This window comes from Neopusillimonas maritima (genome assembly GCF_003576595.1).
GTDB lineage: Bacteria > Pseudomonadota > Gammaproteobacteria > Burkholderiales > Burkholderiaceae_B > Neopusillimonas > Neopusillimonas maritima.
The window spans coordinates 1-12842 of the sequence record NZ_NQOU01000012.1; the positions used below are offsets into that span (position 1 = coordinate 1).

Sequence of the window (12842 nt, forward strand, 5' to 3'; positions counted from 1 at the left end):
GATTGGCTCGATAATTTCGATCATCACTGGCCCTATATTTACGATCACAGGTGGTTCCATTACACCGATCACTGACACACCTAACATTACATGTGTTTTTACACATTCTATGGAGGCTGAACAGGCATGGAAGAAGCAGCAGGACGCAAATATGTCATTGCGACAGATGTTGGGGGCACATGCACGGATACGGTAGTTTTCGCGGCGGGTGAGCCAATTCTTATGCCGGGAGAATTACGCAAAGCTATCTGGCTGATCTGGAACAGAAGCTGGCGCAGACGGCGTATAGAGGCCAGATCATGGTGATGCAAGGCTACGGTGGCCTGCTGCCGGCCAACGAAGCGGCCGACCGTTATCACCACACTGCACCGAAAATTGAAGTGGTATCGATTGGCGCGGGCGGCGGGTCGATTGTGAGCATCGATGAGGCAACCGGGGAGCCTCACGTGGTTATGGCCTGGGTGGTACCGAACCCACGTTAACCGATGTGTTCATGCTGGTTGGCTACATGGACCCAAGCACGTTCCTGGGCGGTTCGATCCAGTTGAATCCGGATGCCGCACGCAAGGCGTTTGATGAAAAAGTCGCCAAGCCCTGAACATGTCGGTTGAAGAGGCCGCAATCGGTATTTATCGGCTGGCGTCGGCTCAGATTACCGACCTGATACGAGAAATTACCGTTGAGCGTGGTCTGGATCCACGCGACTACGCACTGCATTCTTTTGGTGGTTCGTGCGGCATGCTGTCGGCCGATATCGTCCATCAATATGCCACAACGCGTACGCTACGCGCCGACACGGATCCGGAAGAAATTAATCGAATTTACGAGCCCATGGTGGCTGAAGCGCGTGAGCAGCTTAAGCAGGAAGGCTTTAAAGATGATGAGATCCGCCTGGAGTGGGCGGTCGATTTACATTATGCGCGCCAAGTAGTACATGAGCTGACCACAACGGTTCGCGGTGCAACCCCGATGGACCAGCAGGCCCTAGAGCAATTACTAAGTGATTTCGAGGCGTTATACGAAAGAAAGTATGGTAAAGGGTCTGCCTATCGCGAAGCAGGTATCGAAATGAAGTTGTTCCGCCTGACGGCGCGATATCTTTGTGGAAGCGCAAGGCAAACTCGCGCCCGCCGACATCTACAACTTCGACAAGCTCACCCCCGGAAATCGCCTGAGCGGCCCCGCGGTCATTCATACCCCTATCACCACCATCGTGTTGCAACAGGGTCAGAAAGCGATGATGGATGAGTACCGAAACATTGTTGTTGAACTGGAAGGAGGAGCCTGATTATGGATCCGATTACATATTCCATTATTCGCCACCGTTTATTCCGTGTGGTGGAAGAGGCGGTCATCACGCTTAAGCATGTGTCGGGCAGTGCGATTACCAATGAGGGCCATGACCTGATGGTTAGTCTGTACCGCGCTGACGGTTCCTTGCTCATGGGCGGGGTCGGGTTCCTGCACCATTTAACCAGTGCGGCCGAGGCATGCAAAGCGATTATTCGTCGTTTTGAAGGCCAGATTGAGCCGGGCGACATTTACATGCTGAATGACCCTTATACAGCGGCACTGCACACGTCGGACGTGTACCTGCTGCGCCCGATTCATCATGAAGGAAAGCTGGTTGCCTGGAGTGCGTGCTTTGTTCACGTATGTGACATCGGCGCCATGAACCCCGGCGGGTTCGCTCCCGATGCAGTGGACATCTACAGCGAAGGCTTTAGCAGCCCCGGCATCAAGCTGGTCAGCCGCGGTGAGTTGCGCCAGGACGTTTGGGATACTTTCCTGAACATGGTGCGCAGCCCGGAAATGGTGGCGCTGGATATGCGTGCATTGATTGCCTGCAATAACGTGGCGGGTGAACGTATGCTGGCGCTCATCGACAAGTACGGTGCCGACGCGGTGGATGAAGTGGGCAAAACGTTGATTGACCAGTCGGAGCAATTACTGCGCCAGCGCTTGCGTGAGTTGCCCGATGGTTCCTGGCAGTCGCGTCAGTACATTGATGTCCTGGGGGAAACGGCCAAGGTGCTGTTGACCATGACCAAGAAAGACGACACGCTTACTTTCGACTTCACCGGTTCCAGTCCGCAGTCGCGCTATAGCGTTAACTGCACGCAGTGGGCTTCGTTGGGTGGTTTGTTTGCACCCCTGTTCCCACTGCTGTGTTACGACATCACCTGGAATCAGGGCGCGGTTGAGCCGATACGCATGATTGCGCCGGAGGGCACGATTGTGAATTGCACGCGTCCCGCACCGGTGTCGGTGGCCACAGTGGGTGCCATTCAATCGGTCAACAACGCGGCTTGCTCCACCATTGGCAAAATGCTGGCGGCGAGCGAGAAATACAAAGAGGAAGCCACGTCGGTGTGGCACGCCAATCACTTTGCGGTGTTCATGTTTGGTCGCAATCGCGAAGGCCGCATGGCCATCGACATTCTTACCGAAACCTTTGCCGGTGCAGGTGGTGCGAAAACGTACGGTGATGGGGTGGATATCGGCGGTGAAATGCCCAACCCAATATCCCGCATGGCCAACGTTGAAACGGTGGAAGGCACTTTCCCGATTCGCTATCTGTTCCGCCGGCGCATGCTCGATTCCGGTGGTTCGGGCGAGTTCCGGGGCGGTCTGGGCGGAGAAATTGCCGTGGTGCCGCACGGTAGCCCAGATGGTGCGATTAACTTTGTACTGTCGGGCAAAGGGTCGAAATTCCCGATGAGCGATGGGCTGGCCGGGGGCGGTCCGGGTACGGCGAATGATTATGTGCTCTACAAAGGCGGCGTCGAGGTATCCGAAAGTGCGCGCATCGAGCAAACCGACGCGGAGTTGCTTACCGGAAATCGAGAGCCGATTAGTTGGGGGGTTTTCCCGCTGAAACAGGACGATGCTTTCTATTTGCGTTGGAATGGCGGCGGCGGCGTGGGCGATCCGTTAGCCCGGCCGGTTGAATCAATCGTGCGCGATGTGGCTACCCGTACTCTTTCCGCAGAGGCCGCAGAAAAAATTTATGGCGTGGTGATCCGTGATGGTTCAGCAGATGAGGAGGCAACACGCGCGTTGCGTCAATCCATGCGCCAGTCCCGTATCGAGCAAGGAGTTCATGCATGAGTAAGCGAATTTCCCCCACATTGAACCTGGACGACAAAGCCGGCCGGCAGTTTATTTGCTGCGCTTCTTGTGGTGCGGGCTTGGTCGAGTTCGGCGGTGAAACACATTGGAAAGACAAGGTGCCTGTAAAGGTTGCAGCGGTTGCGGGGCTGCATGGATGGTCGAAATCCGTGCAGCCCGATCTACAGCTGCGCGAGTTTTCCTGCCCGGAATGCGGTCATTTGCTGGACAGCGAAACAGGTTTGCCGGAGGACCCGTATTTATACGATGTGGTGAATCCTTAACGCGGAAAAGTAAATTTCTTTATTAGGTGAGGTTATGCATAAAGTTGGAGTTCGTCAGGAAGTAATCGATCGCGTGATGAAGCGACGTGGAAAAGTACACGTATTCGATGACTATCATCCGAAGAAGACCGCGCTGGTCGTGATTGATATGCAAGGCACATTTTGCGACGAGGGCGCACCTGCAGAGGTGGCATCTTCGCGGGGCATTGTGCCGAATTTAAATGCGCTAACGCCGAAGTTGCGTGAGTTGGGCGTGCCCGTTATGTGGGTGCTGCATGCCAATAGCAATTTCAAGGGTGAAAGTGATTGGGACATGTTCTACAACTACTTTGTTTCAGGTGATATTCGTGCGCGCACCATTGAAGCCAATTCGCCTGAGAATCAGGCCGTGTATTCGGGTTTGGATACCGGGCCGGAAGATATGGTGATTGTGAAAAACCGCTACAGCGCGCTTATTCCGGGTTCGTCTTCTTTAGAGCGCGTATTGCGCAGCTTGGGGATCGACAGCATTTTGATTGCCGGCACTAAAACCAATATTTGTTGTGAGTCCACGGCGCGCGACGCAATGATGATGGATTTCAGGGTCACGATGCTGGAAGACTGTTGTGCAGCGCTATCCGATGACGAGCACCGTGCGGCGTTGGAGAACATTGTGCAGCAGTTTGGCAATGTCATGACAAGTGATGAGGTTGTGAAGCGTTTGCAGCAAAACGCTTGAATGTAGTTCCGTTTCGGGGGCGCTTTGCCCCCACTTTAAATTTACGGAGGTTGGTATGTTAAGAAGCATTATGGTGGCAATGTGTCTCCTGGTTATGCCGGTTTTGTCGCATGCCCAGGCCGATAAACTGAAAGTGGCATTGGTGTTGCCGGGTTCGGTGACCGACGGCACGTTCAACAGTGCGGCAGCGGAAGGCATTAAAAAGGCTCAAGAGAAATATCCGAACCTGCAGGTTTCCATTCGCGAAAACACACAGGTTGCCGAAGCGCAGGAAGCGTTGTCTGCTTATGCGCGTGATGGGTACGACATTGTGATCGGCCATGGCTTCCAGTTTGCCGACCCCGCCAAACGAATTCATAAACGTTTTCCCGATACCTGGTTCATTATCAATACCGCGAAGGTTGCCGAGGCGCCTAACCTGGCATCGTTCGACAACCGCTGGGGTGATGCGGGCTATATAGCGGGCGCAGTTGCGGCATTGCTGACCGAAAGCGGAAAAATCGGCAATATTCCTGCCATTCCTGTTCCCACCATTCAAGAGTATGACGATGGTTTCAAACGAGGTGCGCAACGCATTAACCCAGATATTGAGGTGATGTCGGCTTATGTGGGCTCGTTCTCCGATATTGCCAAAGCCAAAGAAATTACCGCCAGCATGATTAATAGTGGTGCTGACGTGGTTTCGGCAATTGGCAATGAGAACGTAATGGGTACGTTGCAGGCGGCAAAAGAAAAAGGGGTAGTGATGATTGGCACCGCCTTTGATTCCGCCGCCTTGGCACCGGATACCATTGCCACAACCGCGCTCATCAATTTCGACGTCAACATTGACATGGCCATTGGCAAAGTTATTGATGGCACGATTGAGCCCAAGAACTATCTGTTGGGCTTGAATGAGAACGGGATTGGTCTGGCGCCTTATCGCAAGTTCGAAGACAAGTTGTCTGCTGAAGACAAGGCCAAGATAAAAGAAATTATGGACGGCATCCGTGCCGGCACAATCGACGACCTTCCCGAGATCCGTTAAAGCGGTGTCCTATGTTGTTATTTGAGTACGGTGTTGCATGACGGTTAACGCACCACCTTTATTGTCGCTGGAAGGGTTAACCAAGGCCTTTGGGGCCTTGGTTGCCAATGATCATATTGGTTTTGATGTGGCACCCGGAGAAGTCGTTGGCATTCTTGGTGAAAACGGCGCCGGAAAGTCGACCCTGATGAACATGATTTCGGGTTTGATCACCCCTGATTCGGGGGTGATCAAAATGGATGGCAAGCCCATTGTGCTGCACTCTCCACGTGACGCAACCGACGCCGGCATTGGAATGGTGCATCAGCATTTCAAGTTGGTGGGGGCCTTCACGGTTGCCGAGAACCTGGCGTTGGGCGACCGTCGTTGGGGCAAAGGCTGGTTGAAGCTCGACCAATTGAAAAAAGAGTTACAACCCATAGCCGATCAGTTGGGTATGCCGATTCCTTTCGATCAGCGTGTTGAAAAATTAACTGTTGGTGAACAGCAGCGCGTAGAAATTCTGAAGGTGCTGGCGCGCAGGCCGCGCCTTTTGATTCTGGATGAGCCAACGGCAGTGTTGGCGCGTGAAGAGCGCCCTGCACTATTCCGTATGGTCGCCGAACTGGCCGCGCAAGGCACGGCCGTCATCATCATCAGCCACAAGCTGGAAGATATTCTCGAATGCTGCAAGCGTGTTGTGGTGATGCGTTTGGGCAAAGTTGTCAGTATTTCGGATGTGGGCGGCAAAACCCGCGAAGATCTGGTGCGTCTACTGGTGGGCGACACACTACCCGCGTTAAGCGAGCGTGTGACGCCTGTTGAGCAAGGGCAATCTTTGTTGAAAGTTGAAGGTGTGTCGTTGAAACGACCCAACGGAACGGTGGCATTGGACGGCGTCAGTTTTGATGTTCGTTCAGGAGAAATACTTGCGCTGTGCGGCGTCGATGGGAATGGACAAACTGAACTGATGAGTTTGGCGGCGGGCCTGCTCAAACCCGATTCGGGTTTTCTTGATTATTGGTTTGCGCCGGGTCGCCGGGGGCTGGATTCGGCCCGCGTTCGTGCCGGGGGTGTGTGTCATATTCCGGAAGACCGTTTGCGTGATGCCGTTCTTCCGGGTGCCAACTTGGCAGACAACTATTTGCTCACGCAATTACGACGTTCGCGTTTTAACCTGAAAGGTTGGCTTCGGCCGGCGCCGTTGCTAGCCGACCTGGCCGAGTCGGTGAAGTCTTATTCGGTAAAAACGCCCGGTCTGGGCGCGCGGGTGAATCAACTTTCCGGCGGTAATCAGCAGAAACTGGTTCTGGCGCGCGAAATGGCCACCAGACCTGAATTAATTTTGGCGGCACATCCAACCCGCGGTTTGGATGTGCAAACCATCGCTTTTGTGAATAACGAGTTGCTGGCGGCACGTGCGCGAGGTGCCGGCGTGTTGTTGTCGTCGGCCGACCTGGGAGAGGTTTGGCAGGTGGCTGATCGTATTATGGTGTTATCGGGCGGGCGTTTGCATGGCCCGGCCCATCTTTCCGAAACATCGCTGCACGAGGTAGGAAAATGGATGACCGATCGATGACCCGGTGGCCCTCTTCTTATCAGTGGTGGTTGTTTCTGGCGGTGGTTGCCGTTACGTTGCTCATTCCGGCGCTGTTTATTCTGGTTGCCGGCAAGAACCCCATCACGGCGTATGCCTCGTTATTGTCGTATACCTTGGGAACCCGCAACGGTTTTTACGAAGTCATTACGCAATGCATACCGCTTGTATTGGTTAGCTTGGGCGTTGCCGTTGCGTTTCGGGCCGGTGTTTTTAATATTGGTGGCGATGGGCAGTTATTATCCGGTGCCATGCTGAGTTTCGTATTTGCGCCGTACGTGGCGCATTTGCCCATGCCGTTAAATATGCTGGTTTACCTCTTTCTCGGCTTTGTGGGCGGGGGCCTGTTGGGTATGTTTGTGGGCTGGCTGAAGGTGCGCTTTCGAGCCAGCGAAATCATTACGACCATTGTGTTGAACTTCATCGTGCTGCAGGTACTGAGCTGGCTGATTCGCGGCCCGCTGCAAGAGCCTGCCCGGCTAATGCCTTGGTCTGATTATCTTCCGGAAAGCCTGATTTTGTTTCCTATTATTGATGGGTCCAGGATACATGCGGGCTTGTTTGTGGCGATTGCCGCGGTGATCGTGATGGCGGTGGTTATCGGTAAAACCTCGTTCGGGTACAAATTGACGGCGGTTGGCAAAAATCCGTTTGCGGCCCGGTACGCCGGCCTTAAGGAAGGGCGAATTATTGTTCTGGCCATGCTGGTGAGTGGTGGTCTGGCCGGGTTGGCGGGAAGTATTCAGGTGGCGGCAATTCATGAACGCTTGCAGGATGATTTTGCTTCCGGCTATGGTGAGGCCGCCATTGCGATTGCGCTGATGGCGCGTTTGTCACCGGCCTTTATTCCCTTGGCGGCCCTGCTGTTTGGTGTGTTTTATGTGGGGGCGGGTGTGCTGCAACGAGAGGTTGGTGTGCCTTTTCCTATTGTCAAGATTATCGAAGGGATCGTTATTTTGGGCTTCCTGTGCTTTGAGGCGTTGTCTAACCGTCGCAAGGAGGCGCACTAATGGAACTGATTATTATTGGTCTGATTGCTGCGGGGGTGCGCTTAAGTATTTCCATTGCGTATGCCGCGTTAGGCGAAATGGTGGGGCAGCGGGCCGGCGTCATGAATGTGGGGCTGGAAGGTATTATGCTGTTTTCAGCATTTATTTCCGCCTGGATTGCTGTGGTGTCCGGCAGCCCCTGGATTGGCCTGATGGCGGCGGTACTGGGCGGGGTATTGCTTGGCGCCGTGCATGCGCTCTTTTCAATTACATTGGGCGCCAATCAAATTGTTTCCGGGCTGGCCCTGGTGGTGTTGGGCGGCGGATTGTCGGGTTTTGGCTATCGGCTCACTATTGGGGCCTCGCCGGTTTCCATACCGTATTTTCATCAGGTCGATTTCGGCCCGTTAAGTGATATACCAATTTTAGGGCCGATCGTCTTTGGTCATAATATTCTCGTATATATTGCGATTGCGCTGGCTTTTTTGCTCTACTACCTTATGCCGCGCACTTCGTTGGGCCTGGCTTTGCGTGCCGCCGGTGAAAATCCGGCAGCGGCGGATGCCGCCGGATTGCGTGTCAACGCCTTGCGGTTTGGCGCCGTCGTATTCGGGGGCGCTATGGCGGGCATGGGGGGCGCTTTCCTGGTGCTGGGTCAAGTTCATGCGTTTGTTGAAGGTATGGTGGCGGGGCGTGGCTTTATCGCCATTGCATGCGTGGTTTTCGGGGGTTGGCATCCGTTGGGTGTGCTGCTGGCTTGCATGGGTTTTGGTTTGGCCGATGCGTTGCAAATAAGGCTTCAAATCTGGTATCCCAGTGTGCCCTACCAGTTCTTTGTCATGTTCCCGTATGTGGTGGCATTGGGCACATTGGTATTTTTCGCCAGCAGGTCAATTGGGCCGGCCGCGCTGGGCGAACCGTTCAGGTCTTTAAGACGATATGTAAAATTGCGTTAATCCACAATCAGCACATGCCAGTGAAAATGTAAATTAACGCTGTCTGACCAAACGGAATTACTCTGGAATTGAATATAATGACGGCCATGCTCAAAGAAGACTTTTCACCTCCCAATCTGGATCTCGACCGGAATTTCGCCTTCCAGATGGCGTCAATTATTTTCCGGCTCGAGCAAGATCTGCGGGATTCTTCTTTGCGCCAGCTCGATATCACTTACATGCATTTTCGGGTTTTGCAGTATTTGCTCGATGAAGACGGCAAAAAAATTGGTGAAATTGCCAAGGCCATTGTGGCTCGTCCTCCGGTTCTTAGCCGGGTTATCGACCAAATGGAACAACGAAAACTGGTGCGGCGCAACCCCGACGCGAACGACAGCCGGTTAACCCGCGTTTACTTAACGCAGGAAGGGCGCGATAAATACGCTCAAGCCTGGCCGGCGGCACATAAAATTATTCATTACGCCCTCGAGGCACTCACCCCGGAAGAGCAGGAATCGTTTTCCGAGTGCCTGCGAAAAATTGGCGATCATGTCTGCCGGTAATATGAACATCGCTTTGTAGCGCGCCTTCGGTGTTGCGGGCAGGGCGTTGTTGTATTGACCATTGCAAAACTTTCGTGCTACCATGGCAAGCTATCCGAAGAATATGCGGTAACGCGTATTCGTTAAATGTTTTGTGCTGGTGTTCTTGCCAGTTTTATCGGCACAAAGCATGTGCCGGCAGAGCCGGATAGCTGCAAGACCCGCTCTTTTACGTTTGTGATGCGTTGTGGGCGGTTTTTGCGTGAAACCGCCCAAGTTTTTATGGTTGCGTTTTTATTAATAATGAAAACGAGGGCGCTGCCAATAGTTTCAGGAATCGGTTTGTTGCCGGTTTTTTGTTCACAACGTAATTCAGTACGTTAGTACTTAAAGGATGCATTAAGGTCATGCCAACCATTGCTCAACTCGTGCGCAAGCCACGTGCTATTAGCCGCGCCGGTAGCAAGAGCCCCGCTCTTGAAAGCTGCCCTCAGCGCCGTGGTGTGTGTACTCGTGTATATACCACTACCCCTAAAAAACCTAACTCGGCACTGCGTAAAGTCGCCAAGGTTCGTCTTACTAATGGTTTCGAAGTTATTTCGTACATTGGTGGTGAAGGTCACAACCTGCAGGAGCACTCCGTGGTCCTGGTTCGCGGTGGCCGTGTAAAAGACCTTCCTGGTGTGCGTTACCACATTGTTCGCGGTTCGCTCGACTTGCAAGGCGTGAAAGATCGCAAGCAGTCACGTTCCAAGTACGGTGCCAAGCGCCCCAAGAAATAAACAATACCCGGCTGGTTCGCCAGTCATTCAGTGCAGCCGTGAAATAGTTCATGGCATGTAAGTGGTCATTCCGTTAATGAATGGCCGTCGCCGTTTAAAACGGCAACTGAACTGTCACAAGGAAATTTTAAAATGCCTCGTCGTCGCGAAGTCCCCAAACGTGAGATTCTCCCTGATCCAAAATTCAGCAGCGTAGAACTTGCGAAATTTATGAACGTTGTTATGTTGTCCGGTAAAAAAGCCGTCGCCGAACGTATTGTTTACGGCGCGCTTGACCAAGTCCAGGCGAAAACTGGCAAAGAGCCCCTGGAAGTGTTTAATACCGCCATTAACAACATTAAGCCTGTTGTTGAAGTAAAAAGCCGCCGTGTCGGTGGTGCCAACTATCAAGTGCCGGTTGAAGTGCGTCCCGTGCGCCGCCTGGCGCTTGCCATGCGCTGGTTGCGTGAAGCAGCCAAGAAGCGTGGCGAGAAATCGATGGATCTGCGTTTGGCCGGTGAGCTGATGGACGCCGCCGAAGGCCGTGGCGCCGCGATGAAGAAACGCGAGGACACACACAGAATGGCAGAGGCCAACAAAGCCTTCAGCCATTTCCGTTGGTAATTTAAGGACACACAAATGGCCCGTAAAACCCCAATTAACCGCTATCGGAATATTGGTATCTCTGCTCACATCGATGCAGGGAAAACCACGACCACCGAACGCATTCTTTTTTACACCGGTGTAAGCCATAAAATTGGTGAAGTGCACGACGGCGCCGCCACGATGGACTGGATGGAGCAGGAACAGGAACGTGGTATTACCATTACTTCCGCTGCCACAACCGCATTCTGGAGCGGCATGGCCAATGATTACCCCGAGCACCGCATTAACATCATCGACACCCCGGGTCACGTTGACTTCACCATTGAAGTGGAACGTTCCATGCGCGTGCTCGACGGTGCCTGCATGGTGTATTGCGCGGTAGGTGGCGTTCAGCCCCAGTCAGAAACAGTTTGGCGTCAGGCAAACAAGTACGGCGTACCGCGCTTGGCATTTGTGAACAAAATGGACCGCACGGGCGCTAACTTCTTCAAGGTGCACGATCAGCTGAAAACGCGCTTGAAAGCGAATCCTGTGCCGGTCGTTATCCCAATCGGGTCGGAAGAAAACTTCAAAGGCGTGGTTGACCTTGTCAAGATGAAAGCCATCATCTGGGACGAGGAAACCATGGGTATGAAGTTCGAGTATCAAGACGTGCCGGCCGAACTCGTTGATACAGCTAACGAGTGGCGTGAAAAGCTGGTTGAATCTGCGGCTGAAGCCAACGAAGAACTCATGAACAAGTACCTGGAATCGGGTGAGTTGTCTGAGCAGGAAATTCATCAGGGCCTGCGTATTCGCACCCTTGCCAATGAAATTCAGCCGATGTTGTGCGGCACCGCATTCAAGAACAAAGGCGTTCAGCGTATGCTTGACGCCGTGATCGATTACCTGCCTTCACCGGTGGACATTCCTCCCGTTGAAGGGCTCGACGACGAAGGTAATACCATTACTCGTGAAGCGCGCGACGATGCCAAGTTCTCGGCGTTGGCGTTCAAGCTCATGAGCGATCCGTTTGTGGGTCAGTTGACCTTCGTGCGCGTGTATTCGGGTGTGTTGAAGTCCGGCGATACGGTTTACAACCCTGTTAAGGGCAAGAAAGAGCGTATCGGCCGTATTTTGCAGATGCACGCGAACAACCGTGAAGAGCTCAAGGAAGTTTTGGCGGGCGACATTGCCTCTGTTGTGGGTTTGAAAGACGTCACGACAGGTGAAACCCTGTGTGATCTCGATTCCCACATTTTGCTTGAGCGCATGGAGTTCCCTGAGCCGGTTATCTCTCAGGCGGTCGAACCTAAGTCGAAAGCCGACCAAGAGAAAATGGGTATTGCGTTGTCTCGTTTGGCACAGGAAGATCCTTCTTTCCGCGTACGTAGCGACGAAGAGTCGGGTCAAACCATTATTTCCGGTATGGGTGAGTTGCACCTGGAAGTCCTGGTTGACCGTATGAAGCGCGAATTCAACGTTGAAGCCAACATCGGTAAGCCTCAGGTCGCTTATCGTGAAACCATTCGCAAAACGTGCGAGGAAGTTGAAGGTAAGTTCGTCAAGCAGTCGGGCGGTCGCGGTCAGTATGGTCACGTTGTGCTCAAGCTCGAGCCTCTGCCTCCCGGTGGTGGTTACGAATTCGTTGACGCCATTAAGGGCGGCGTGGTTCCGCGTGAATACATTCCGGCCGTTAATCGCGGTATCGAGGAAACATTGGGCGCCGGCGTTATTGCGGGCTACCCGGTCGTTGATGTCAAGGTTACGTTGTTCTTCGGTTCTTACCACGACGTTGACTCGAACGAAAACGCGTTCCGTATGGCTGCTTCCATGGCGTTCAAAGAAGGTATGCGCAAAGCCAGCCCCGTGCTGCTTGAGCCGATGATGGCTGTTGAGGTTGAAACACCTGAAGATTATGCCGGTACCGTTATGGGCGACTTGTCGTCACGTCGCGGCATGGTCCAGGGTATGGATGAAATTCCGGGCGGTAGCAAGCTTATTCGTGCTGAAGTACCGCTGTCAGAGATGTTTGGTTACGCCACCAGCCTGCGTTCGCAAACGCAAGGTCGCGCAACCTACTCAATGGAGTTCAAGCATTACGCGGAAGCGCCAAAAAGTGTGTCTGACGAAATTGTCAGTGCACGCAACGGTTAATGCAGTACCTGCTTTCCTGAAAACAGGCAGGCAGGTTAAATTTTTTAGTTTCCTTGAATATCACGGATAGGATTAAAAGACATGGCAAAAGGAAAATTTGAGCGGACCAAACCGCACGTAAACGTGGGCACGATTGGCCACGTTGACCACGGCAAAA

The 12842-nt window shown here is 53.3% G+C and carries 13 protein-coding genes and 2 pseudogenes; all 15 read left to right on the top strand.

The annotated features are described in order from the left end of the window. The first annotated feature begins 299 nt into the window (after positions 1-299). The gene (locus CJO09_RS15300) at positions 300-482 is read left to right on the top strand and encodes a hypothetical protein (protein WP_119443136.1); all 183 of its coding nucleotides are present in this window, start codon (positions 300-302) and stop codon (positions 480-482) included. 26 nt (positions 483-508) lie between these two features. Then, a pseudogene (locus CJO09_RS15880) lies at positions 509-1011 on the top strand (hydantoinase/oxoprolinase family protein); the annotation flags it as partial. Positions 1012-1102: 91 nt separating this feature from the next. After that, the gene (locus CJO09_RS15885) at positions 1103-1288 is read left to right on the top strand and encodes a hypothetical protein (RefSeq protein ID WP_281270779.1); all 186 of its coding nucleotides are present in this window, start codon (positions 1103-1105) and stop codon (positions 1286-1288) included. Between the two features lie 2 nt (positions 1289-1290). Next, positions 1291-3111 (top strand): hydantoinase B/oxoprolinase family protein, encoded by a 1821-nt coding sequence (locus CJO09_RS15315; RefSeq protein ID WP_119443139.1) that lies wholly within the window; start codon positions 1291-1293, stop codon positions 3109-3111. Further along, positions 3108-3395, top strand: coding sequence for an acetone carboxylase subunit gamma (locus CJO09_RS15320; RefSeq protein WP_119443140.1), 288 nt, complete (start codon positions 3108-3110; stop codon positions 3393-3395). Before CJO09_RS15315 ends, CJO09_RS15320 begins: the two co-directional genes overlap by 4 nt. Before the next feature lie 34 nt (positions 3396-3429). Further along, positions 3430-4113: an isochorismatase family protein gene (locus CJO09_RS15325; protein ID WP_228276190.1), complete on the top strand. Its 684-nt coding sequence runs from the start codon at positions 3430-3432 to the stop codon at positions 4111-4113. 55 nt (positions 4114-4168) lie between these two features. Further along, positions 4169-5140 carry a BMP family protein gene (locus CJO09_RS15330; RefSeq protein ID WP_119443141.1) on the top strand — a complete coding sequence of 324 codons (972 nt, stop codon included), beginning with the start codon at positions 4169-4171 and terminating at the stop codon, positions 5138-5140. A gap of 37 nt (positions 5141-5177) precedes the next feature. Continuing rightward, positions 5178-6698, top strand: a complete 1521-nt coding sequence (locus tag CJO09_RS15335) for an ABC transporter ATP-binding protein (protein WP_119443142.1) — start codon at positions 5178-5180, stop codon at positions 6696-6698. Continuing rightward, entirely contained in the window at positions 6680-7726 is a 1047-nt protein-coding gene (locus CJO09_RS15340) for an ABC transporter permease (protein WP_119443143.1), read from the top strand. Before CJO09_RS15335 ends, CJO09_RS15340 begins: the two co-directional genes overlap by 19 nt. Further along, positions 7726-8661 carry an ABC transporter permease gene (locus tag CJO09_RS15345; protein ID WP_119443144.1) on the top strand — a complete coding sequence of 312 codons (936 nt, stop codon included), beginning with the start codon at positions 7726-7728 and terminating at the stop codon, positions 8659-8661. The genes CJO09_RS15340 and CJO09_RS15345 overlap by 1 nt, the downstream gene beginning before the upstream one ends. A gap of 77 nt (positions 8662-8738) precedes the next feature. Continuing rightward, a complete protein-coding gene (locus CJO09_RS15350) occupies positions 8739-9203 on the top strand; it encodes a MarR family winged helix-turn-helix transcriptional regulator (protein WP_228276189.1) in 465 nt (154 codons plus the stop codon). Positions 9204-9589: 386 nt separating this feature from the next. Then, positions 9590-9964: a 30S ribosomal protein S12 gene (gene rpsL / locus CJO09_RS15360; RefSeq protein ID WP_114422041.1), complete on the top strand. Its 375-nt coding sequence runs from the start codon at positions 9590-9592 to the stop codon at positions 9962-9964. A 132-nt stretch (positions 9965-10096) separates the two neighbouring features. After that, complete coding sequence (rpsG, locus tag CJO09_RS15365) at positions 10097-10567, top strand: 30S ribosomal protein S7 (RefSeq protein ID WP_114422042.1); 471 nt, start codon at positions 10097-10099, stop codon at positions 10565-10567. A gap of 15 nt (positions 10568-10582) precedes the next feature. Continuing rightward, entirely contained in the window at positions 10583-12685 is a 2103-nt protein-coding gene (gene fusA, locus CJO09_RS15370) for an elongation factor G (RefSeq protein WP_119443146.1), read from the top strand. Positions 12686-12766: 81 nt separating this feature from the next. After that, a pseudogene (locus tag CJO09_RS15375) lies at positions 12767-12842 on the top strand (GTP-binding protein); the annotation flags it as partial.